The sequence below is a fragment of the Haloarcula sp. DT43 genome, assembly GCF_037078405.1.
Lineage (GTDB): Archaea > Halobacteriota > Halobacteria > Halobacteriales > Haloarculaceae > Haloarcula > Haloarcula brevis.
The window spans coordinates 81,034-103,897 of sequence record NZ_JAYMGZ010000005.1 but is presented as its reverse complement, the minus strand read 5'-3'; the positions used below and the strand labels follow the sequence as shown (position 1 = coordinate 103,897).

The window sequence follows — 22,864 nt, the reverse complement described above, 5'->3', positions numbered from 1 at the left end:
TTACCATTTGTAGAGTTGGTTTTGCTCAGGTGGAAATTCGCTCAACTCGATATTGCGTGGGTATGGGTCTGATAAGACAGCATCTGGGTCACGGATGTCTCTACTCTCTAAATCGGACGAGGCAAACACACCGAGATATGTTCCCTCAGGATATCGTTTAATAGGATGATCGCTGAGAATCTGACGTAGCTCTTGTTCTACGTTCTCCGGGAGGATACCCACGTCTCCATAAGCAACAACATCAGCACCATCCATACTACCGGCTCGGAGGTGAACGCGAGTCCGAACGTCCCTGGCGTCGGTTGGTATAATTTTCATACATTCAGTTGCTGGTCTTGTAGATTATAGATTTCAGGTTTATGCCAGAACGATATTCTAGCGGGGATATGCGCCCTCTTCTTGGCACGACTCTCCGAACCTAACACTGGGGCAATGCCGTTCCAGTTGTTGGTTAGCCGCGCTGAATAACCGTCCAAGCCGGCTTTTGACAGAGCGAAGATGAGTCTCATCCCGACAACTGCTGGTCGTTAGATGAGATGCTCGACGGACTCGCCGTCGCGAGCTAATTCGGATTGCTCTGGCGATGCATCTGGCGTCCGTTCGGAGAACGACTCCGGTGACACAGCCTGTTGCATCGCTTTGAGTTTCGACCGAAGTTGGCCACTCGTCGAACGCACCAGCTCATCGTCGGGCCAAGAATGCACTTCGAGTCCGTCGAAGCGCGTTGCGACCTGCTGGACCGTATTCAATTGTTCGAGGGCGTATTCGACCCAGTACTGGTGGCTGTCCTGCATCTGCTGGAGTTCGTCGACAACGTCATCATAGCCGGCTTCCTTGGCGGCGTCGAGACACTGCTGGAAGTTCGCGCCGCGGGGGTTGATCGGCTCGTGGAAGACAACAACCTCACCGAGCGCTCTAAAGTAGCTGAGTAGCTCGTGAAAGTCGTCCTCGCCCATCGTCGGGTATGTGGGTGACATCGAGACGAACACCGACACACCGGCCTGCTGGAGCGTATCCAGCGCCTGCCAGCGAGTCATCGGTGGCGGGGCGTTCGGTTCCATCGCTTTCACGAGCGTGGCATCGAAGGATGGAATCGACGAGCCGACGGTAATCCTGTCGCCGGCAGCTTGGAAGAGATCAAGATCCCGCGTCACAGCAGGGCTTCGGGTGAGGATACGGACAGGAATATCGTGGGTGATGAGTTCGGCGACAGCACCACGGGTAATCTGAGCGGTCCGGCGGTCCTGGTAACAGTCAGTGCCGCTGGATAGCATCACAACACCGCGGCCACGGTCAGTCAGCTTGCGCTCGCTGGGGTCACGTTCTTCGAGGATGTTCCCCAGTCGCTCTGGGAGGTCGTCCCGGTACAGTAGATAGCTCCCCCAGTCGGTTTGTGGATCGTCAACGTCGGCTTGCTCGGCAAGCATCGCATCACGACTATCGATAGCCGGCGTGGTTGGGACGTAGCAGAATTCACAGCCGTGGCGGCAACCGGTAGCGACGTTGATGACGTGATCGCAGAGGCTCTTGGTATGGAGATGGGACTCGCTCATCACCGACTTCGTTGGGTCAGTATTGACAGTGATACCCTGCTCGTCATGGCTCTCGGTGTCAGTGGCACAGTCCCAGCACAGCAGGTCACCCTGTGGGTTGGCGGCAAAGCGGTCGTTGATTTCGTCGTTGCACTGGGTACACAGCAAACCGGCTTGCCAGAGATCGAGTCGTTCGGTCGGGGCACCGTAGTCTCGTGAGAGTGCACGAAGTTCGTCGAGCGTTGGCTCGTCGTCGAACGTAGCGACCGTCTCCCCGGCGTGTTCGACGGCGTAGGTCCGCTCGAACCAGCTATCGCCGGTGTCCCAGGTGAGTTCCATGCGTCTCTCTCCTACCTGTTTTTTTATACTGGACCCCATTAGAAGTCAGCCACGCGGAGTGAAAGTGAAACTGAACGCAGAATTTGTTGCACACAGTTATATCTAGTAGTAGACGAGAAAGACAAGATAACATATGACAGACGACCACGAAGACGTACGGACGGGCAAAGACCCTACAAAGGCGATTCTCAGTGAGTCGGGCCTCAACAGCAAGCATCTGTGTGACTACGTTGTCAACGTGGCGACAGGCTGTCGGCATGGCTGTAAATTCTGCTATGTCCCCTCGACGCCAAACATTCGGACGCGGCCGGACATGCTCAAAGAAGAAGCCGACGTTGACAACGGCCAGAAAGAGTGGGGGAACTATGTGCTCTATCGGGATGATCTAGGCGAGAGACTGGACGGGCATTTGGATCGAAAACGAACGTGGCGGGAAACAGAGCGTGGGCAGGGCGTCGTTGGAGTGTCCTTTTCGACGGATTGCTACATGGACGGTCGCGCTGGGAAGATTACCCGCGATGTCGTCGACGCTATCGCAAGCCATGAAGAGTATGTCCGGGTGTTGACGCGGAACCCGATTCTGGCCCTACAAGATCTGGATGTCTTTCAGGATGCTGGCGAGTATGTGACGATTGGTTCATCGATTCCGTGTATGGACGCTGAGCAAGTTGGAGCGATTGAACCGAGTGCTCCAGCACCGGAGCTGCGGTTGAAGGGGCTGAAGGAATTCAACGAGCATGGCGTTCAGACGTTTGTCAGTATGAGTCCGACCTATCCCACGCAGGACAAGGCTGACCTTCGGGAACAGTTAGAGCGGGTCGCTGCATGTGACCCGGCTGTGGTGTTCCACGAACCGATCAATCCCCGTGGTGGGAACTTCGAGATGACTGTTGAAGCAGCGCGGGATGCTGGTGAAACGGAGTTAGCCGAGGAGTTGGATGCGCTCCGGTCTCGTGAGCAGTGGGTCGAGTATGCGACGAATCATCTACGGTGGGTCCAAGAGATTGGACGGGAGTTGGACCTGCCTGTGCACCTGTGGCCCGACAAGCAACTGATCAAGCATGTCGACGAAGAGACAGCAGCGTGGTTGCAGTCTTGGCGAGATCGGCAGTCGCCCGAGGAATTTGCGGATCGGGATGTGCCGTCGAAGTCTCCGCCAAAGTGCCCTCAACCGAGTTGAGCCAAATCACCACCAGTTCCAGGATTTACAGCCACTCTTCCGTTTCAGACTTTCTAGGTGCCGGCAGAATAAAATGGTACAAAGTAATAATGTAATCATAATTGTCTATGCCTCTGGATGACGATGATGATAGGAAGTGGGTCTACCGCTCGCACACTGCTGCCAAGCACGAAGTCCTCCGGAAATACCTCAAGCCTTGGACAAACAAACTCACGACATATAATCTTAAGTCCGGAGATCAAAATAAAGTCCGGGTGGTAGATTGTTTTGCTGGGCGTGGTTCATATGTTGATACAGAGGATACTGACCCGCTCAGCCTGGAACACATATCTACACCAGCTGAATTCCCTGGTTCGCCACAGTTGATTCTTGATCGACTCACTGAGCGGTCAGATCAGTTCGATTCTGCAGAGTGTACTTTCATTGAAGCTGACCTGACTAACTACGAGATCCTAGAAGAGAATATTGAAAGAACCAGCGGATACGATCAAGACATTTCGGTCAACTGTAAGCATGGAGAGTTTCAGAACACGGTTTTGAACGTGATTGAGTCCACAGACGGGAATGACTGCCCTACATTCTTTTTTATCGATCCGTTTGGGTTCCAGAGCTTGGATTACGACGTTGTCACTGAATTGGGCTCAACTCCACAGTTTGAATTTCTTATCACATTTATGTCGCGCGATATGAACAGATTTTTGGGATCTGAAGACCACCAAGAAGCCCTGAATACAGTCTTTGGAGAAGATGAATGGCAATCCAAGATTGACAGCTATGACGCTTCAAACTGGGTACCATTAGTGGAATACTATACTGATCGGTTAGAAGCCAACGGACCCAGTCAGACCTTCGAATACATGATTACCGAACCTGAGACGACGCAAACGGTCTACTATTTGGTTTTCGGAACCAACAGCTCTGCTGGGCTTCAAACCATGCGTGAAGTGATGAGTTACTGTGGAACCGGTAAGTTCGCATACGCCCCTAAGAAGCCAGAATATAATCGAAATCAAGCACAGCTACCGATAGGGAATAACCAGACAAAGGAGTTCCTCCAAGATCGGTTCGAAGAGTATATTGTTACTTTCTCTAAACTCGTGGAAGTTTGCTCCGAAGAACGAAAGTACAGTGATGCGACAGTATCAGACTACAGAGAAGCACTGCATGAGTTAGAAGATGAAGGCGAAGTTGACATTCAGCGGATTACTTCAGAAAAAACGGGAATTCAAGGAAGCGACTTAGTTGATTTCCACAATTCGGATAAGTTTGCTGGATAACACGAGGGTATTGGGAAGACTCTGATAATAGTTTCAATAATTAGATTGGCGGGTGTAATTTAGTCATCGGTGTTGACGACAAGGGATCGATGAAGGGGTGGACGAGTAGTTAATGTCGAGATCTCTTGTACCTCAGACCGTGACCTCTTCTAAGTATTCACAGTCTTCAAGATAGATCGGATGGCCCTCGTGTTCCACCAATTTTGCTTTTAGCTCCTCAACGTTCCCCGCCATTGAGTCCAGCATATCGGCCGCTTCAACCGCATGGTCATAGAGGTCGTCATCTCCGATGTTATCAATAGCCGTCCAATGAATCTTCACGATTTTTTCGATAATCTCATCTTCGTGGTCGTCAAGTTCTTTGAAGTTATCAGATGCCATCTCAACTTCGTAGGTGGATGGACCTGCACCATCTATCCCGGTGGGGCTGTAGAACTTCATTGCCTTCTCCGAATTCGCGGAATTCGTACCCCGAATCCGACTTTCGGCGACATCTTTCAATTTTTCTTTTTCTCTTGCAATCTGAGTGCGATTGAGCATGACTGCTCGCTCGAACACCCACTTCGCAAACTCAGATCTCGGTCGAATAGCGTAGTTATCTGTCTCGATAGCTGTCGCTTCAGGGTACGCCGTGACGAAGGCCTCTTTTGCCTTGACGAAATCAGAATACTGGCTCTCAATTTCTTCTTTCAGTTTATAGAGGTCGGATGCATGGTTATTCAGAAGATCCTGCAGATACCGATCATCCTCAATTGCTTCAGGAACCACGCGAAATTCTGGATCTTCACCAACAACCTGAATAATCGGTGGAGCGGGGTCTACAGTCGCAGCTTGAACCTTCGGAAGATTAGTTTCATCAGAGAACCACCCTGTCTCGGGCACACTAACCTCATCCATATCTCCATGCCAAGCACGGATTCGTTTCTTCAGAGTTTCTGAGTGCTCTTGCCGAACCTCTCGGTTAAGCTCACGTCTTAGAAGGTCTTGTTGATCTTCCTGTATCGAATTCTGGCGATAGTACAAGATCACCAGAAAGGATGTGAGTATGAGTGTACCTATGCCAGAGATAACAGCGGACCATTCCTGCAACCAAGATAGGATACCAAGAATGACGTTGGCCATGCACCTACAGAGTGTTCTTTACCGGTTGAAGATTTGGTGGTTTCTGTGCTTCGAACTCCTCAGTGTCTGTGACGACTCCGCTATAATGATCGATCTCGTCGCCGCCGGGGTCACCGGCACTGCTATTGCCGCCTATCACACTGCCGGCGTCAATATTGAGCCAACGTCGATGTTTCGAATGATGGTTTCAGGGATTGTCGTCTGTGCGTTCGCAGTGATGACGCATGCTGGGGATCGAGCCAAGCGGATTCGGACCTGAATACTAATACAACACAACTTAGAACCTACTGTGACCCGAATTAAGAGCTGAGTAGTACAGAGGGTCGACTAATCATCGGTATCGGTCAGCAGTTCTTAGCATGGGGAAAGTACCAATATGTTGCATCAGTGAGTCTCTGTAATGGCAAGGAATCGAAATGCTCTATTCTGCGATTATAATTTCCGCGACCTGAAAAGAGAGAAGCAGGAAGAGATGATGGACGAGATCTTATCGCTTACCTCAGAAGAGTTAGATGAAAACAGTACGGACTCTCTAGCGATAATTTTCTCTTCAAAATATACTCCTTCTCAGATCGAACTTCACGACGTTATCAAAAAGGACGGAGGACAGGTTGAGAAAGAAGTTCAAAACCGAAATGGGATTCCAACCCCAGGTCGAGGTACATCGACTAGAAAGTACGAGAGGCTGAAGGTAAAGTTCCAGTTTGATGGAGATAAAAAATTATTCCGCTACAAGCCTAGCAGCTACAATTTCAGTCCTCCATTGTACGACAGCCTCAGGAATAGCGAGGTTGTGAGATACTTTGATTTCCGGACGCAGAACCGGGATGCGGAAGAGGTGAAAGAGGAACTTCATTCTGATATCGAGGATTGGAAGAATGATGTCCGCTCGTGGGTTGAGAACCTCAATTCCGACATTAGGCAGATGCGGGAGAAATCTGAAAGTAAGGCTCGCTCGGCGATTGAAAGGCGGCAAGGCGAAGTTGAAACCAAGACGAAGGTTCTGGAGGACCTCGGTGTTGACACAGGCAGTTCTACAAGTCAAGGGTTCGTAGTCCCTGAAAAGAAGCGGAGTATTGAGCTTCCGAAGCTTGAGGACAGCAGTTCTCCGGATATTGTTCCAGATAAACATTATTTGGAGATTCTAGGGATTATCGATGATCTGGGAGTAAATATCGAACAATCTGCTGAAAGGGTTCGAGATCTGGATGAGGAGTCCCTCCGTGATATTTTTCTCGCAGGGATCAACTCTCACTACGCCGGGATTGCACAGGGCGAGTCTTTCAACCGAAGTGGGAAGACTGACATTCTGCTTCCGTACGAAAACCGGAATCTGTTCGTTGCAGAGTGCAAGTTCTGGTCTGGACCGGCTCAGTTTGTGGACGCTATCGACCAGCTCTTGGGGAATCTAACGGTCCGAGATTCGCATGCGTGTTTGATGATGTTCTCTAGGAGAGCGAGGTTCGATGAGATACGTGGGAAGGCGGAGGAGGCGACGAAGAGTCACAAGCAATTTGAGACAGAGTTACCGGGATACGACGATCACGAAGTGTACCGATTCAATATCGATTCAGGTGCACCAGTCAAGGTCGCTATCAAAGTATACGACCTGAAATAATCGAGTGGGGCGATGGTGAGCTTTTTACCGTCTATAACATCAGACGGCCAGTCAGATTGGATACGTATTCTAGACTCTCATCTGGGCGAGACGCACGCTTACCGAGAAGTTGTTTCAGAAGAACTCCCGAGCAACAAACGACGGTCAGAAAGCGGATCGGGAATTGGCTAACTTACAAACAAGCAGTAGTGCCTACGTTTGTTGGTTAGCGATTTTCGCTACACCGTCGCCGCCACGTGCTGATACTCGGCTTGTGACGGCGTCGGCTGTAACGTCAACCCGGCGAGCGCCAGCTCCCTGAGCACTTCGGGCGGCACCCCATCAGCATCCCGAAGCACGGCGTCGAGCGTCCAGGCGTCGTACTGACTCGCGCTCGGGCCAATTCCAGCTAACGCAAGGCGTCTACATGATGAAGTGATGGTACTGCTTGGTGACTTGGAGGCAGCCCCCGCCCCTAGTGACGGAGAAATTCTTCGGGAGTAAAACCGTCTTCGCCCCTGTGTAATCTTTTGCTCGGTATGTCCCAGTTCTGCGGGATACAGATGTTGTGACAGTATCCGAACCGAGAGGTAATTTCAATAGGAGTGGCTTACCTTCTACAGTTCGGTAAGCCGTATATTACAAAACACTTACAATACACCATGGACTGTAATGGCGATTCAATCTGTGTGGGCCGCCATCATTGGTTTACTCGGTATCCTTTTTACGATTCTCTCGATAACGCTGCCAGTAGTTATACTTTTGAATGGATTGGGGCTACACACATACCTCCAGGAACGAAATATCCCTGGTGTAAGGTCAGACAGCCGAATATTCGCGTCCATATCAGCGTTTTTTGTTATTGTAGCAGTTTATTTCATAATTGTATATTTATCTACAGGTCTCCTAGTTAGTGGAGTTGCAGGCGTCATTTTTATGCTAGGGATAGCCATCTTTGGATGTGCTTTTATTTTCCCACTGGCTGTGTTGATTAACCTCTCTGGGATACGTGATACGGTTAATACGCATTTGAAAGCGGTTCCGGGGTTTCAGGCCCACACACGTATAAAACCGACCTTTGCTTCGTTTGGGTATCTTATTTTGATATCTATGGTTCTCATGATTGGCACAACACCATTGATTACTGTCTCTGAATCATCAAGTACTCAGGACATCTCTTCTGGCTCTCGGTATGGTGGGGCACTTACACAGACCCCCGAATCGACAGTCAGTTCGGAATCAGCGTCCACGCAGTCAGGCGAGCAGGCACCAGCTCAAAGTTCAGAACAGGCTCAGATGTATAGATCAACACAGACAGAAACTCCAGTATCTGGCTCCCCTGTGAGCACATCTCCAACAGCTACATCTGAGCCAACATCAGCGTCAACTCCACCGCCAAAATCCGAGCCCAGATCAACAAAGGCCCCGACACCAACTCCAACGCCGGCATCCACTCCAACACCAACTCCAACACCCACGCCAACGCCGGCATCCACTCCAACACCAACTCCAACACCCACGCCAACGCCGACCCCCACTCCAACTTCAACGCCGACACCGGCACCAACACCCACCCCAACTCCGACACCCACTCCAACTCCAACACCGACACCGGCACCAACACCCACCCCAACTCCGACACCCACTCCAACTCCAACACCGACACCGACGCCGACACCGACGCCGACGCCCACCCCAACGCCGACACCAACGCCAACGCCGACGCCGACACCCACTCCAACACCGACACCAGACCGAGCCAATCAAACTGAGTTTGAGGTTACAGTTACGGAAATCATTGATGGTGATACCATAGATATCCGATATCAGAACGGGGACACCGACACAATTCGTTTACTTGGCGTTGATACACCCGAAGTACATACTGAAACAGATCCTGATGAGTGGGAGGAAATACCCGATTCTGACAACGGCAGGGATCACCTTCGTGATTGGGGCCACAAGGCGAGTGAATTCGCGCGTACCGAACTCACGTACGGGGAAGAGATACGTGTCGTTGTCGATGAAAAAGCCGATAGGCGCGGTAGTTACGGCCGGCTATTGGTCTATGTCTATGACGATGGGTCTCTGTTCAACCGTGAGCTGCTCGAGCAGGGATACGCACGATTATATGAATCAGAATTCAGCAAACGGGACCAGTTTAGTGGCGCTGAAACAGATGCGCAGGATGCGGATGTAGGGGTCTGGTCGTTCGAGCAGGAGACCCCATCAACGGGGCAGTCAGAGAGTGGCCTAGTCGTAGAGGAAGTCCATGCTGATGCCGATGGGAACGATCATGAGAATGAGAATGACGAGTATATTGTGTTCAAGAATACGAATGAAGACTCTATTGATATTTCGGATTGGGAAGTGGAAGATGATGCAGATCACGTCTATACGGTCCCCAGCGACGTAACAGTAGCTTCGGGAGCGACAATCACACTCTACACTGGCTCAGGCACAGACTCAGAGACAGAACTCTACTGGGGTTCAGATGCGGCCATCTGGAATAATAATGGTGACACCATCTATGTCCGCAATGCGAGTGGAGCGCAAGTGATTGAGCACGAGTATCCGTAGTCCTAGGAAGGAGTTCTGCAGTCAACAAAACAGTCTCAATCATGTGCTTAGTTTTCAAATGGCAATTCTTGGTACGGAAGGATTGTCTGGAACAACCGGGACTGTGTTCGTTGGATACTCACTATACACCTCCTTTTCAGCCGGAGAGAGACACACATTCAGCAGGGAGAGACACACATTCAGCAGGAGATGAAAGACTGATCTCACCAGTACCACACCCTATATGTTGGTCGTTCTTCTACAGTGCATCTCATGCTTCAACCGCCTGAACGAGATCACCGACGAGTAGCTTCAGCTACCCGAAAGTCCGTCTGAAACCGGCAGTAGATACCGGGCTTACGCCGCCGCCATCGGGCTTCAACCGCTCAAGGGTCCGTCTGAAACATAATCTTCAGGTTCTGCGGAATCCCGACACCGAGACTTCAACCGCCCAAGAGTCCATCTGAAACGACAGTCCTCAGCGACGACTGGTCGATGGTCAAAGAGCTTCAACCGCCCAAGGGTCCGTCTGAAACCCAGCTAATTCCGGCGACCGCGGACACGCTTGTCAAGCTTCAACCGCCCAAGGGTCCGTCTGAAACTTTCGGAGGTAGCGGATGATAAGCTCTCGTTCTCCGCTTCAACCGCCCAAGGGTCCGTCTGTAACTCTTCTAACTTTTCGACGTGATACCAGTCGTTGGGGCTTCAACCGCTCAAGGGTCCGTCTGTAACACCCGTATCAGATGCTCGTGCTCGGGGATGGGTGGGCTTCAACCGCCCAAGGGTCCGTCTGTAACACGAGTGGGTCAACATGAGCCTCTCCATGACCGCGCTTCAACCGCCCAAGGGTCCGTCTGTAACGGCATATGGGCGTGGCTACGCGGTTGCGTGCAAAAAAGCTTCAACCGCCCAAGGGTCCGTCTGTAACGCGTCAGCGGCGTCGTTAATCCGCGTGCCGTTCTTGCTTCAACCGCCCAAGGGTCCGTCTGTAACGGATACTCGCCCTCGTCGATGCACGTCCGACAGGAGCTTCAACCGCCCAAGGGTCCGTCTGTAACAGAATTTCCACGTCTGTGTCGTTCAGGTCGTCTGAAGCTTCAACCGCCCAAGGGTCCGTCTGTAACACCTACGTTACAGCCGTTTCAATCCGACTCAGACGCTTCAACCGCCCAAGGGTCCGTCTGTAACGATTGTCCTCGTTTTCTTTGAGTGCCTTCGCAACTGGCTTCAACCGCCCAAGGGTCCGTCTGTAACAGTGGTAATACCGCTTGTTGGTGGCTTTCTGCAACAGCTTCAACCGCCCAAGGGTCCGTCTGTAACTCTCGTCTGTTGAGGCCGCTCCGGCCAGTCTACGCTTGCTTCAACCGCCCAAGGGTCCGTCTGTAACCGTATGCCTACGGTAGAGACAATCGACAATACCGAGCTTCAACCGCCCAAGGGTCCGTCTGTAACCCGGGTGCGGGTAGCGGCAACCTGGCGTTCGGCAAAGGCTTCAACCGCCCAAGGGTCCGTCTGTAACAAGGACTGTATCGCGTGGGTTCCGACGCGGCGGGTGCTTCAACCGCCCAAGGGTCCGTCTGTAACCGGGACGACCTGACCCCCCAGGGCCACAAATCGCATGCTTCAACCGCCCAAGGGTCCGTCTGTAACTATTGTTGAGATGGACTGGCGTCGTCGTGATGTTTTTGCTTCAACCGCCCAAGGGTCCGTCTGTAACCGCTCGACCGCCTCTTGGACGGCGTCGTGTTTCAGGCTTCAACCGCCCAAGGGTCCGTCTGTAACCGCTCGACCGCCTCTTGGACGGCGTCGTGTTTCAGGCTTCAACCGCCCAAGGGTCCGTCTGTAACAAGCATCGGCGTGGAGGTGTTTGAGGATGCATGAGCGGCTTCAACCGCCCAAGGGTCCGTCTGTAACACGCCGAGTGGCACTTAGAGAGGCAGCGAGCGCGGCTTCAACCGCCCAAGGGTCCGTCTGTAACAGCGCCAGCGCCTACTGGGACGGCTTCGTCACGAAGGCTTCAACCGCCCAAGGGTCCGTCTGTAACCATGCCCGATTTCCGGGACACAGCCTATCTCGAGCCCGGTTTCACTTCACTGTTTTCGTCGACCAGCAATACCCCTGCAACCCCCGGGGGGTCGACGAAAATATGGTTCTATTATCCTATGCCGTCGCCACGACGTGCTGATGCTCAGCCTGCGACGGCGTGGGCTGTAACGTTAGTCCAGCCAGCGCCAGCTCGCTCATTACCTCTGGCGGCACACCTTCACAGTCCCGAAGCACGGCATCGAGCGTCCAGGCGTCGTATTCGGAGCGGACCGGCGGCGTCGTTTCGACCAAAACTGTCGGGACGGTCTCCCGGAGCGCACGCGCAGCGCGCTGGACTCGCTGGCGGTTTTCAACCGTACAGCTGACACTCGGTTTGCTCACGCCTCAACACCTCGGACAAGATCGCCGACGAGCGAGCCGCCGACGTGCGGACCAACGTCCCAGCCACGCTCGCCACGAGTGTACTCACACCACTCCGAGAGCGTTTCAAAGGGTGTCTCCGACAATTCCACTTTCTCAGCGGCCCCATCAGTCTCAACGATAGCCACAGCGAATTCGTAGCTGTCCCAGTAATGCGCGGCACCCTCTCCGTCGACGCCGAGAAACAGCGGGCGGCCCTGGGTGAGTAGTTCGCGTGCGGTACGTTCTTGTGGATTGGATTGCGTAGTTGCCATTGGTTCTTACCTGGAACCACGCGCCTCGGTGTCTCAGCACCGGGGCGATTTCGTGAGAAATCGACCAGCGGCGCGTGTGTTCCTATCTAATACGTTGTAACGGCTCCTCCATAAGATTTTTGCTCCGGAACAACTAAAGACTAAACAATGAGTATGATATCCGCTGATATTGAGGAGAATCTAAGCTACGAAAATATTCTCTCATTGTTCCGAAAAACAGACGATCCAGTTTTAACAGCACCCGAGGTTGCAGATGTTTTTGACGTTTCAACCCAAGCTGCAAATTACCGACTCAAGAAGCTCGTGGATCGAAATGAGCTTCGGCGAAAAAGGGTTGGAGGCGCAGCGGTCGTCTACTGGACTCCTCGGCATTAGAGCCATCTCAGGCCGATATTTGACACCTCATGCTCTCCCGCCTCAGTAAGCCAGTAAACCTTTGCTGATGCACCGACTTTTTTTGAGGTTACAAATTGATCTTGTTCCAGAGTATCCAGTCGCTTATTGACTGCCTGAGGCGAAATATTGAGTTGTTCTGCTAATTCTGGAGCAGTCACAACGGGATCGGCATGAAGGCCGATTACTAGGAGCGTCTCAGCCCCTTCATCACTTAGATCGCTCACGGATGGTTCTCTTTTCCGGGAGCAGTTACAAAGAAAGGTTGGATTAACTCTGTTTGTCTCGCATTAACCGTTGTTGCGGAACAACTAAGTGGTGAGGGTACACCAAATCTACATGTGACAGTCATCAGGCTCGCCAATCCTGGTACCTGATAACACGTCGCACTGAATCCATGACAGCAGACCAGCCCACCCACGAAGAGTCGCATCGCTCGCCACCGACCAGCACTTCCGTTCATTCGGAAACCACCAGACGGCGGTACTTCCGCTCACTTCCGTTCACTTTCCGTTCATCGGCTGAGCGGCCCACGACCACGCCACAGCGGGCCGGAGACGAAAATGGACCCGCGAAAATCCACTTCCGGTCACGCGCGCCCCAGACTCTTACCAAGTCACCTCCCAGCCTTGGCCAGATGCATTCCATTGGAGGCAACCGATGACGACCTACTACGACTTGACGGGCTTCCAGCGCGATCTGTTGGAAGCCATCGCCGCCGTCGACGACGACCCCTATGGTCTCGCACTCAAAGACTACCTCGACGAGCGCTACGCCGACCCGATCAACCACAGCCGTCTCTACCAGAACCTCGACCAGCTCGCCGACCAGGACCTCGTCAACCGCGACGAACTCGATGCTCGTACGAACGTGTATACGCTGACTGACGCTGGCAGACAGTTGCTCCAGCGCCAGGCCGACACACTCGCAGGCCTGTCTTCGCAAGCTCGGCCCGTCGCCGATGGAGGGACACAGTAATGGCGCACCGCCCCGCACAGCGCCGTTGCTCAGCGGTCAGAACTAGGGGCACAGTCGGTCGCTGCTGTCAGAGGCACGCACTCACTGGGCAAGTGAGTACCGACTGGTACCCTCCAAGAATGGACACAGAACTCTTTGATAACAGTTGCTATCAGGGAACTCAATTCGGGATCACTCACAATATAGTCGCCCGCCGGTTTCGGCGGGCGACTGTATCATGTGCCTCTGACAATTTCCCAGTACAAAGGAGTCAACTTTGTGCTGGTACTACTGCCGTAATTAGCCCCTCTTATTGTAATTTTCGCTACGAGTTAGAGACTGAATACATCACGCGCTACCCCGAAAACTGGGGCCCGGACTCAGGGAAAGGAGAGAGGGGGCTCAGAGAGCGCGTGCGGCGCTTCGATGACGAGGACCGGACCCCATTCGACAGCGGTGGGGCGGTTTCTGAAGTGCCCTGCTCGTTCAGGCCCGCAGCCGCCCAGTCACGAGGAGGTGCGTCGGCATGACCACCCCGACTGTCGGCGACGTTGTCACCCTGACCGAACTCGACAGTGAGCCACACCTGCTCGTCACCGCCGTCTACGAGGCCGCCGACGAAGTCACAGGCGTCCTGCTGGCTGACCTGGCCGCTGAAACCATCCAGCGCCTCGACGCCACGGCCGGCAACCGCCAGCGCCGCCGGGAGTTGACGACGGCCATCCGCCGAGCCGAGGACCTCATGACGTTTCGTGTCCCGGTGACCGAACTCCGCCAGCGTGACAGCCCGGCCACACAGGGCAGCGAGGCACTCACAGGAGGTGAGCGGTGATGGCCAAAGCCGATACCCCCGACTCAGCCGGGAGCGACACAGCGCCGGCACAGGCCGACGAATGGCGACTCCGCTACAAGGTCGGTGGTCTCGTCCATTACACCGAGTGGACGGCCGACTTCCCGACCGTCGAGAACTACTACGAGCAGTACCGCCGCGGTGACTGCGCCCACGATGTCGCCATTGAGCGCCGGGAGGTGCTGGGGTGATGGTGGGCCACGGGAATCACTACGGCGTCGACCTCGACGAGAGTCGCGTCGACGAAGATTCGCTTCGGTGTGAGTGGGCTGGCACGCACCAGACAGTGGGGGCTGACCCATGAGAGGTGCTGGTCGCCCCGGAGTTGCCACGAAGCAGCGCCACTCAGCCCAGCGTTGCCACGAGGCAACCGTACTAACGGCCCGCAGATAACGCCGACCGCCTCATCGAGAGCCCGTGCCGTGGTCGGCGCTGCCCGGTTCGATTCCGGGCACGGGCAGTGTGGTCACGATGCCACGAGAACCGACCCCCACCGACAGCGGGACCGACAGCACAGCCACCGACCAAGCACTCGCCGATGAACTCGGCATGGATATCGGGCACGAAAGCCTGGACACCGACGACCTGCAGGCACTCGTCGCCCAGCTCGACGACGAGGTGTCACCCCCCGTTTCGAGTGTTCTTGGGCTACTGGTCGAGACCATCGACGACCTCCAGGAGCGCGTCGAGGCTCTCGAAGGAGACCTCGAACAGACGCATGACGTGGCCACCACGGCGGTCGGCAACGCCGCCACGAACGAACAGCGGCTTGACGAGGTCGAAGACCAGCAGGAGGCCACCCACGACGTTGCCAAAAGTGCCATCGCCAAGGCCCAGCAACTCGAAGCCGACCCCGGCCAGCAGGAAGACGCCGAGGGACTGCCCGACGGAATCGAACCCAGTAGTTCGCCACTGGATTTCTTCGCCAACTGTCGCCAGTCGAAGGTCAAGACGATGTTCGTCGAGCGGTCGAACCGCCAGAACACCTACCGCGCCATCACCATCGCCAAGCGCTGGCCGGAGTTTGCCACGAAGCGAACCGACGGCAGCGGCGTGTTCATGACCAAGGCCGACCTGGAGACAGCCCTGACCGCCGAACTCGGAAAGGAGCCACATCGCCAGACCATCAAACGCGTCTGGGAGAAACTGGTTGAGATCGGGGGCGACGACATCGTCGAGAAGACCCGTCAGGTCGGACGGGAGCAAACGCAAACGGAAATCCTCGCGATGGATATGGGGACCGCCGAGGGACTGCTTGAGAAGCGCTACGTCGGCCTCGACCTCCTGGAGAGCAGCGACCACAAAGCCGCGACGGGTGGCGTCACACCCGTTGTGGTGGAGTCTTCACCCTAACCCTGTGACACGCACCGGCTACGACGTGCATCGGCGCTGAACCAACGCTGTTGGACGCGGTGGCACGTGCCCTGCTGCTGCCGACGCTGCTGTCTGCTAGCTGCAGGAACCGGGAGCGACCCCATTGTTTCAGGAGTGTAGTGAGTGGTCGTAACACGAACGGAGCGACCAGAGCGATTCAGTCGTTCACAACGGCTGTGACGGGTCGGGCGTCGTTCTGTGGTATTCGTTTCAAACGACATCGCTCGGGTTCTGGCTTCAAGCAACGATTCGTGAACCTTCTGGTCAGTACAGGTGTATCCACCAGATTCATTCTGAGGGCGCAGGTTCCAGCGATGTGCGGTCGAGGCCGACAGTGTCGTAGTCCTGCTCGGTCGAAAGAACTCGCTCTTCGCCGGTTGTGACGAGTCCAGCATGGAGTGCATCGAACGGGGTAAGATCGTACTCGTCGAGGAACGCTGCGGCGGCCAGAACCGCCTCCTCGTGCTTTTCGGGCACGATTGGAACCAGTTCGAGTAGGTTGGTAATCGCCCGCGGCGCATCGATCTCGTACTCGGCCGCCTCACGGTCGTAGAACAGCACCAGAACCTCGGCGTACGCGAGTATCGAGGTATGTATGTCATCGTGCTCTTCGAGGGCACGGATTGCAGCGTCCTGAAGCCAGTCGTCGTCCTTCAACAGTGCGGTGAGAAAGTCAGTTTCAACGTACACGACTTACGCCTCGCCATCCTGTGTCCGATCTTTCGCTTCCTCTTGAACCTCTCGTGAGATCGCCTTCCGCGATTCAGTTTTCAACTTGTCGGCCTCTGCCTCTGCAAAGGCATCACCAACGGCCGCTCGAAGGCCCTCTAGCGGGTCCTCGTCAACTGGGAAGAGTGCGACGTGGCTCGGGAGCTCAACGATACGATACTGGTCACCGAACCGGTCTCGGACATCCTTCGGGAGGTAGATCCGTCCTCGTTCGTCTGTTGTCTTCGACATGATGTATTCACCCATAGTGTGGGAAAGAGTAAAAATATTCCCGTAAATATAGTATATTTCCCGTCTATATTGAGTCGTCCAGTCCAACCAATTCTCAAGCTCATTTACTGACTTGCTCCGATCAAAGCGCTATACAAGGTAGCGCCTGTACTAACCGGTACAGCCGTATCAGTTTCAGAGTCTCATCTGGATAAAGAAACCGTATTCACAACGACTGATATAGCGTTCTTCTGTAGTGTTCAAGTGTCACCAGAGGGTCTATGACAATCCAAGATAGTTGTCAACTAGAACGATGGGATCGCAGGACTCTAACGATGACTCCAACCGCAAGACTGCGGACGATCCCCAGTCTGATGATTATCAACAGTATGTCGATTTCTTTGAGAACGCCGGAATACCGATGCACTGGGTCGGGCCGGATGGGACCATTCTAAACGCGAATACAGCTGAGTTGGAGGCACTCGGATACTCTCGTGAGGAATATGTTGGTCATCATATCGCCGACTTTCACGCCGACCAAGACGTGATCGACGACATTCTGGAACGGTTACGGTCGGGTGAGGAGGTCCGAGAGCACGAGGCACGGATGGTGAGTAAGGACGGCTCCATCCGACACGTTCTGATCACCACAAGCGTGAACCGGGAAGACGGCGCGTTCGTCAACACACGCTGTGTCATGCGTGATGTTACCGACCGCAAGGAGTACAAACAGGAACTCAAACAGCAAAATGACCGGCTGGAAGAAATCTACGGCCGGATTTCGGATGCGTTTTTTGCACTCGATAAGAATTGGCAGTTTACCCATCTCAACAACCAAGCCCACGAGATCATCAATTCGGATGGGCGAGATCTTGAAGGAAAGCATGTCTGGGAGGAGTTTCCGGCCGCAACTGAGCGAAAGTTCAAGCCGAAGTACGAACGGGCGATGTACAACCAGGAGACAGTCTCTTTCGAGGAGTATTATCCCGAACCGCTGGATGCGTGGTTCGAAGTCCGAGCCTACCCATCCGAGACGGGGCTGTCCGTGTACTTCCGAGACATCACTGAACGCAAGGACCGTGAACGAAAACTCGAACAGACTGAAGCGCGGTTTCAGGCGCTGGCAGAGAACTTCCCAAACGGGGGCGTGCATTACTTCGATGAGGACCTGCGGTACCAGTATGTCGCTGGAGGAGGCTTCGATGACCTCGATTTATCACCCGAGGACCTAACGGGGAAGACTATCTACGAGGTGGAAGTGTACCCGGCAGAGGTGGTTGGCAGGCTCGAATCGCTCATGAAATCGACCCTTGCAGGGAACGAGGAAGCGTTCGAGGTCACCCATGAGAATCAAATATTCGAACTCCGGTCTGTCCCGATCCGAGATGGTGATGGAGTGATCATCGGGGGCTTTTTTATTGCCCACGATATCACCGACAAGCGCCGTCGGGAGCGCGATCTTGAACATCAGAATGACCAGTTGGAGCAGTTCGCCAGTATCGTCTCTCACGACCTCCGCAATCCCTTGAGCGTTGCTCAAGGACGATTGCGGTTGGCATCAGCGGAGTGTGACAGCGAGCATCTCGACAGTATTGAGGATGCACTTGCTCGCAGTCAAACACTGATTGACCATCTATTGACGTTATCACGAGAAGGGAATGATGTGGCTAGCATTGAGCCAGTGAATTTCAGTTTCACTGCCGAGAATTGTTGGGGTAATGTTGAAACCACCGAGGCAACGCTCACAGTAGAAACCGAACGGACGATTCACGCCGATCAGAGTCAGCTCCAGCAACTCCTGGAAAACCTTTACCGAAACGCGGTCGAACACGGAGGAGACGATGTGACAGTGACGGTTGGGGATATAGAGAACGGCTTCTATGTGGCTGACGACGGGCCAGGAATCCCTGAAGGCAACCGCGAGCAGGTATTCGAGTCAGGATACTCGACAAGTACCAAAGGAACTGGATACGGGCTTCAAATCGTCACCAGAATCTGTACTGGCCATGGCTGGGATATTCGTGTAACCGAGAGTGACGAGGGTGGCGCACGGTTCGAGATTACCGGCGTTGAATTCGCTGCTGAATAGAGCTCTGGTACGTGTTTAGCCCCAGCTGATTTCGTCACTGTCTCGTAGATAGCGACACGCGAGGGACGTATGGTGCGTCAGCAGGGATCGGGTTTGCCTTCTCAGGGATGGTCTCCGAGCAGCGGAGACCATCCCGTCGGCCCTGCTGTCGCCGTTCCGAGGTGGGATCGATGAGTTGGAGGAGAAACTCGACCAGAAGGACGAGCGGATCGAAGAACTCGAAACACGCCTACGGAAGTACGAGAATCCACACACTCCACCCAGCAAGCGACGGTCGGCGACTGACGAGTCGCCGACCGAGCAAGACGACGATGACGATGATCTTCGCACTGATGGTGGGACACCTGGCCGGAGAGACGGTCACGAACCAGAGTGGCGCTCTGTTGCCGACCCTGACGAGGAAATCGAGGTTACCTGCAAGTGTTGTCCTGAATGCGGCGAACACTTTGACGAGTCCGAGGGCGTCAGCCCTCGACTCGTCGAGGAAATTCCTGATCCACAGGCGGCAGAGATCACCCAGTACAACTGCCACCACTACGAATGCGACTCTTGTGGAACGCAGACGGTTGCTTCACACCCCGACTGCCCCGATGAGGGGCAGTTCGGGGTGAACGTCATCGCAAACGCTGCGATTTCTCGCTACGAGTACCGCCTTCCCTACCGGAAGATCGCCGACCGACTCGACCAGCTTCACGACCTGAATCTCTCGGGTGCATCCGCATGGCACGCGACCGAGCGCGCTGCGCGCGCCGGTCGCTGTGAGTACGAGCAGATCCGCCGCCAGATCCAGACCGCTGAGTTCGTCCACGTTGACGAAACCGGCGTCAAACGAGACGGTGAGCAAGCATGGATCTGGACGTTCAGAACCGACGAGCACACGCTCTATGCAGTCAGAGAGAGTCGTGGTCACGATGTTCCCGCGGAAGTCCTCGGGGAGGACTTCGCGGGAACGGTTGTCTGTGACGGGTGGACGGCGTATCCAGCCTTCAGCAACAATCTCCAGCGGTGCTGGGCACACATTCTTCGTGAGGCCGAGGATGTCGCTGCCGACCATGACGAGGCTGAGCCGATCTACCGGTATCTCAAGCAGATGTTCGTCGGTCTCCAGTCCTGGCTGGAGACCGACCCGACGGATCGAGAACGAGCCGAGATGCACCGTGTCGCCCAGAGCGGGCTTGAAACACTCGTTGAACGGTCAGATGCCGACGGACCAGTGGCAACACTGCTCGGCAAGATCGACGGCGGGATCGACCACTGGCTCACCTTCGTCGGTGAGCCAGCGGTCTCACCAACGAACAACGCCGCCGAGAACGCACTTCGTGAATCAGTCGTTCTCCGGAAAATCATCGGCACACTCCGCAATGACCGCGGAATGTTCGTTCACGAAACGGTGCTGTCCCTGCTGGCGCCACGTCGCCAGCAGGGACGCAATTCCTACGACGAACTCAGGCGAGTCGTCCGAAACAACGAGATGACTCCACCCGCTCAGACCGTGCCTGCCGTCGAACCTTCGGGGTAAACACGTACGCGACCTTAAGCGAATTTGTTCTGTAGTATCGCTAGACGCAACTGCGATAATCTCCGTAGAAAGCGAACGGACGGATTGGTACGATATCGTATTTTGGCCTCTTCACTCGTGTCACAGTTGCCAAGACGAAATTAGTTGCCTAGAATCTAGACGAACCCGCCTACCTCGAAGGGGATGGCGGGTTCGCCGAATGAGTGAGGCTTGCTCTCCAGGCAATCCGGTACGAGTTTGGCAGTTCTACCGCCAGACAATCGACTTTGACCGGATATTAGCTCGGTTCTAGGACCTTTCTGCCCCGTGTTTGTTCCAAATATGGGAATATATTAGCTGTCCCGCCAGATTTACTGTATTAATGCCAAATTTTACACTAATTTTGTCTCTTTCTAGATTCATATGTTCCTTTCAAAGGTGTATATTATCTATTCCACACTTTTGAAGTTTTCTTACAGTCCATATTTTCCTATACAGAGCAATCTATGGGTGTTCTATACCTGTTCGCTGACTAATTACACATACATCGAACAGTGGATCAACGAGCCTGTCGACGCGGACGTAGTCATGCAGGTTCCCGAGGACCACGTTCTGGTTCACGAGCCGAGCGGCTTCGCATTCGACTCATTGACGCAGCTGGCCGTCTTCCATCGTGACTGGACGGCCGGCCACAACGCCGATGCGGAGGAAGAGTGATGCAGCAAACGCTTGTCGGCTGTGCGTTCTGCGACGCTCCGCCCGGTACCGAGACTGGCGAGGCCCACACTTGGGGACAAGACGAACGGGTCACTCACCCGATCTGCGTCGACTGTGCGATTCAGGCGGATCCGGATCCCTACGAGCGCGATCACGTCGCCTGTGACGGCTGTGGGCTGGTCGTCGACTCGCTTGCGGCGCTCACCCGGTTCCGCGTGGAACTGGGGCACCTCGAAGGCCCGTTGCAGCTGTGCGCCCGCTGTAGTCCGGGCGGGCTCGCGACGTACTGGACGCGCGACCTCGAGGAGCATCTCGTCGCGGCGCCGGCGAAGTGACCCAAACACTCTTTACTGATTCGCTGTAAACTGTAATCAAGAACGATCCGTGTCACGCACTTCAAATCGCGCTGACGGCGACATCGTCCGCGACTTCCTCTCGGTCGCGGACCTCCTCGAGGAGCCACAGCTGGCTCAGCTGTACGCGTACCTCGCTCGGGAAGGCGAGGCGACGGTCCAGGACGTGATGGACGACCTCGAACTTGCCCAGGGGACCGCCTACAGCTACGTCAACCGGCTCGTCGACGCCGGCGTCGTCGACGTCACCGACGACGGGCAGCCACGTCGGTACGCCGCCCGCCCGATCGACCTGACCGTGACGACGGCCGCGGGCGACCGCGAGTACACGATCACGCCAGCGCTCATCGACGCCGTCGGCCGCCGCGAGACGAATGCGGACATCGACACCTACATCGACCGCCACGGCGTCGCCGGACTCGCGACGGCGCTCACCTACGCCGTCGCTCGGGATCGCGGCGAGGTGACCCACCGGCTGATGGCCGAGGACCTCGATATTTCGCCGCTGGCCGCGGAGATGATTCTGCAGGCGCTGCGGCCCGTCGTCCTCGAACACTACGACATCAAGGAGGCTGGGGCATCTCTAGATGAGGTGAACGTCGGCGACGGCGACACGATCTACGACGCGTGAGCGCGTTCCACATCGCCGACACCGGCCTGTTCGTCGCGATGGGGGAACCGTCAAATAGTCGGTACCAGGCCGTTCGGGGGTTCGCTGGCCGGAACGACATCACCTTCGTCCTCCCCGAACGAGTGTACGAGGAGCTGACCGTCGACGATCCGGACGTCGAGGACGTGCCAGTTGACACCGCGATCGACGAGAGCTGGGCGACGGTCGCGCCGCCGCTGGAGTTTTCAGAGCCTATCGTCTCGCGGGTGATGGACGGCGTCCAGCGGTACATCGCGAACGCCGACGACCGGCCCGCCGACGAGGTAGAGCGTGCCGACGCCGCCCTGGCCGCCCTGGCTGCCCAGCGCCTCAGTGCGGGGACGGCGACCGAGGTGTACATCTACACGACGGATATCGCGGCCGGCGAGGGGGCCGAGACCGTGCTCGCGAGTGAAGGATACGGGGACTCGGTGACGTTCGTGAACGGCTTCCGGTTCATAGAGGACCTGGTCGCCGGCAACAGCTGACTAATTACTAGTCTGATTCGGCGGGAGAGGACATTCGAAAGCCCTCGGCCGCTCGACGTCCCGCGACCACGCGAGACGCAGTCTCGCTTGCTCCCGTTCGCTTCGCTCACGGGAACCCCGCTGCGCGCCTCGTGCCTGCGGTGCTTGCGGGGTCGGGGGACGACCGAGGCGGCCTCGCCCTTTCTGAGTCCGCCAGGTAGCGGCCTGCTTCCTCATCGACGACATCAGCTG

The 22,864-nt window shown here is 55.2% G+C and carries 24 protein-coding genes and 1 CRISPR repeat array; of the genes, 16 read left to right on the top strand and 8 right to left on the bottom strand.

Translation table 11 applies throughout. The annotated features are described in order from the left end of the window. Nucleotides 1-255 (bottom strand): hypothetical protein, encoded by a 255-nt coding sequence (locus VI123_RS18225; protein ID WP_336339493.1) that lies wholly within the window; start codon nucleotides 253-255, stop codon nucleotides 1-3. 272 nt (nucleotides 256-527) lie between these two features. Next, on the bottom strand, nucleotides 528-1,871 hold the full coding sequence (locus VI123_RS18220) for an SPL family radical SAM protein (protein WP_407067019.1): 1,344 nt from the start codon (nucleotides 1,869-1,871) through the stop codon (nucleotides 528-530). Nucleotides 1,872-2,004: 133 nt separating this feature from the next. Between VI123_RS18220 and VI123_RS18215 the strand changes: the two genes are divergently transcribed. Together VI123_RS18215 and VI123_RS18210 are read left to right on the top strand one after the other, a co-directional pair. Further along, nucleotides 2,005-3,051 carry an SPL family radical SAM protein gene (locus VI123_RS18215; protein ID WP_336339492.1) on the top strand — a complete coding sequence of 349 codons (1,047 nt, stop codon included), beginning with the start codon at nucleotides 2,005-2,007 and terminating at the stop codon, nucleotides 3,049-3,051. Between the two features lie 107 nt (nucleotides 3,052-3,158). Continuing rightward, the gene (locus tag VI123_RS18210; protein WP_336339491.1) at nucleotides 3,159-4,328 is read left to right on the top strand and encodes a three-Cys-motif partner protein TcmP; all 1,170 of its coding nucleotides are present in this window, start codon (nucleotides 3,159-3,161) and stop codon (nucleotides 4,326-4,328) included. Between the two features lie 132 nt (nucleotides 4,329-4,460). Here the strand turns inward: VI123_RS18210 and VI123_RS18205 are convergent, their stop codons facing one another. Then, nucleotides 4,461-5,225, bottom strand: a complete 765-nt coding sequence (locus tag VI123_RS18205) for a hypothetical protein (protein ID WP_336339490.1) — start codon at nucleotides 5,223-5,225, stop codon at nucleotides 4,461-4,463. 310 nt (nucleotides 5,226-5,535) lie between these two features. On the opposite strand from VI123_RS18205, the gene VI123_RS18200 reads away from it, so the two are divergent. From VI123_RS18200 to VI123_RS18190, 3 genes are all read left to right on the top strand, one after another. After that, complete coding sequence (locus tag VI123_RS18200) at nucleotides 5,536-5,709, top strand: hypothetical protein (protein WP_336339489.1); 174 nt, start codon at nucleotides 5,536-5,538, stop codon at nucleotides 5,707-5,709. A 141-nt stretch (nucleotides 5,710-5,850) separates the two neighbouring features. Beyond that, complete coding sequence (locus tag VI123_RS18195; protein ID WP_336339488.1) at nucleotides 5,851-7,068, top strand: hypothetical protein; 1,218 nt, start codon at nucleotides 5,851-5,853, stop codon at nucleotides 7,066-7,068. A gap of 651 nt (nucleotides 7,069-7,719) precedes the next feature. Then, nucleotides 7,720-9,627: a lamin tail domain-containing protein gene (locus VI123_RS18190; RefSeq protein WP_336339487.1), complete on the top strand. Its 1,908-nt coding sequence runs from the start codon at nucleotides 7,720-7,722 to the stop codon at nucleotides 9,625-9,627. Nucleotides 9,628-9,981: 354 nt separating this feature from the next. Continuing rightward, a CRISPR array of direct repeats spans nucleotides 9,982-11,650; the repeat unit is 30 nt; unit sequence GCTTCAACCGCCCAAGGGTCCGTCTGTAAC. A gap of 116 nt (nucleotides 11,651-11,766) precedes the next feature. On the opposite strand, the gene VI123_RS18185 is transcribed toward VI123_RS18190, so the two are convergent. Next, nucleotides 11,767-12,033, bottom strand: a complete 267-nt coding sequence (locus tag VI123_RS18185) for a hypothetical protein (protein ID WP_336339486.1) — start codon at nucleotides 12,031-12,033, stop codon at nucleotides 11,767-11,769. Then, nucleotides 12,030-12,326 carry a hypothetical protein gene (locus VI123_RS18180; protein ID WP_336339485.1) on the bottom strand — a complete coding sequence of 99 codons (297 nt, stop codon included), beginning with the start codon at nucleotides 12,324-12,326 and terminating at the stop codon, nucleotides 12,030-12,032. Before VI123_RS18180 ends, VI123_RS18185 begins: the two co-directional genes overlap by 4 nt. Nucleotides 12,327-12,473: 147 nt before the next feature. Between VI123_RS18180 and VI123_RS18175 the strand changes: the two genes are divergently transcribed. Continuing rightward, nucleotides 12,474-12,701 (top strand): winged helix-turn-helix domain-containing protein, encoded by a 228-nt coding sequence (locus VI123_RS18175; RefSeq protein WP_336339484.1) that lies wholly within the window; start codon nucleotides 12,474-12,476, stop codon nucleotides 12,699-12,701. Here VI123_RS18175 and VI123_RS18170 read toward each other — a convergent pair. Next, on the bottom strand, nucleotides 12,698-12,946 hold the full coding sequence (locus VI123_RS18170) for a winged helix-turn-helix transcriptional regulator (RefSeq protein WP_336339483.1): 249 nt from the start codon (nucleotides 12,944-12,946) through the stop codon (nucleotides 12,698-12,700). The two genes, VI123_RS18175 and VI123_RS18170, sit on opposite strands and share 4 nt — an antisense overlap. Before the next feature lie 433 nt (nucleotides 12,947-13,379). Here VI123_RS18170 and VI123_RS18165 point away from each other — a divergent pair, with 433 nt between their 5' ends. The 4 genes from VI123_RS18165 to VI123_RS18150 all read left to right on the top strand — a co-directional run bounded on the left by VI123_RS18165 (nucleotide 13,380) and on the right by VI123_RS18150 (nucleotide 15,879). Beyond that, nucleotides 13,380-13,697 carry a PadR family transcriptional regulator gene (locus VI123_RS18165; protein WP_336339482.1) on the top strand — a complete coding sequence of 106 codons (318 nt, stop codon included), beginning with the start codon at nucleotides 13,380-13,382 and terminating at the stop codon, nucleotides 13,695-13,697. Between the two features lie 505 nt (nucleotides 13,698-14,202). After that, entirely contained in the window at nucleotides 14,203-14,508 is a 306-nt protein-coding gene (locus VI123_RS18160) for a hypothetical protein (protein ID WP_336339481.1), read from the top strand. Further along, nucleotides 14,508-14,717 carry a hypothetical protein gene (locus VI123_RS18155; protein WP_336339480.1) on the top strand — a complete coding sequence of 70 codons (210 nt, stop codon included), beginning with the start codon at nucleotides 14,508-14,510 and terminating at the stop codon, nucleotides 14,715-14,717. The genes VI123_RS18160 and VI123_RS18155 overlap by 1 nt, the downstream gene beginning before the upstream one ends. A gap of 280 nt (nucleotides 14,718-14,997) precedes the next feature. Further along, nucleotides 14,998-15,879 (top strand): hypothetical protein, encoded by an 882-nt coding sequence (locus VI123_RS18150; RefSeq protein ID WP_336339479.1) that lies wholly within the window; start codon nucleotides 14,998-15,000, stop codon nucleotides 15,877-15,879. A gap of 309 nt (nucleotides 15,880-16,188) precedes the next feature. Here VI123_RS18150 and VI123_RS18145 read toward each other — a convergent pair whose 3' ends face one another. Both VI123_RS18145 and VI123_RS18140 read right to left on the bottom strand, forming a co-directional pair. Next, the gene (locus tag VI123_RS18145) at nucleotides 16,189-16,590 is read right to left on the bottom strand and encodes a PIN domain-containing protein (protein ID WP_336339478.1); all 402 of its coding nucleotides are present in this window, start codon (nucleotides 16,588-16,590) and stop codon (nucleotides 16,189-16,191) included. 3 nt (nucleotides 16,591-16,593) lie between these two features. After that, nucleotides 16,594-16,860 (bottom strand): AbrB/MazE/SpoVT family DNA-binding domain-containing protein, encoded by a 267-nt coding sequence (locus VI123_RS18140; RefSeq protein ID WP_407067022.1) that lies wholly within the window; start codon nucleotides 16,858-16,860, stop codon nucleotides 16,594-16,596. 292 nt (nucleotides 16,861-17,152) lie between these two features. On the opposite strand from VI123_RS18140, the gene VI123_RS18135 reads away from it, so the two are divergent. From VI123_RS18135 to VI123_RS18110, 6 genes are all read left to right on the top strand, one after another. Next, nucleotides 17,153-18,928, top strand: coding sequence for a PAS domain-containing protein (locus VI123_RS18135; protein ID WP_336339476.1), 1,776 nt, complete (start codon nucleotides 17,153-17,155; stop codon nucleotides 18,926-18,928). Between the two features lie 142 nt (nucleotides 18,929-19,070). After that, a complete protein-coding gene (tnpC, locus tag VI123_RS18130; protein ID WP_336339520.1) occupies nucleotides 19,071-20,447 on the top strand; it encodes an IS66 family transposase in 1,377 nt (458 codons plus the stop codon). Nucleotides 20,448-20,849: 402 nt separating this feature from the next. Continuing rightward, nucleotides 20,850-21,143: a hypothetical protein gene (locus tag VI123_RS18125; RefSeq protein ID WP_336339475.1), complete on the top strand. Its 294-nt coding sequence runs from the start codon at nucleotides 20,850-20,852 to the stop codon at nucleotides 21,141-21,143. Next, nucleotides 21,143-21,478, top strand: a complete 336-nt coding sequence (locus VI123_RS18120; protein WP_336339474.1) for a DUF7558 family protein — start codon at nucleotides 21,143-21,145, stop codon at nucleotides 21,476-21,478. The genes VI123_RS18125 and VI123_RS18120 overlap by 1 nt, the downstream gene beginning before the upstream one ends. A gap of 49 nt (nucleotides 21,479-21,527) precedes the next feature. Continuing rightward, on the top strand, nucleotides 21,528-22,127 hold the full coding sequence (locus VI123_RS18115) for a DUF7437 domain-containing protein (RefSeq protein ID WP_336339473.1): 600 nt from the start codon (nucleotides 21,528-21,530) through the stop codon (nucleotides 22,125-22,127). Next, complete coding sequence (locus VI123_RS18110) at nucleotides 22,124-22,633, top strand: hypothetical protein (protein ID WP_336339472.1); 510 nt, start codon at nucleotides 22,124-22,126, stop codon at nucleotides 22,631-22,633. The genes VI123_RS18115 and VI123_RS18110 overlap by 4 nt, the downstream gene beginning before the upstream one ends. Nucleotides 22,634-22,864: the final 231 nt, after the last annotated feature.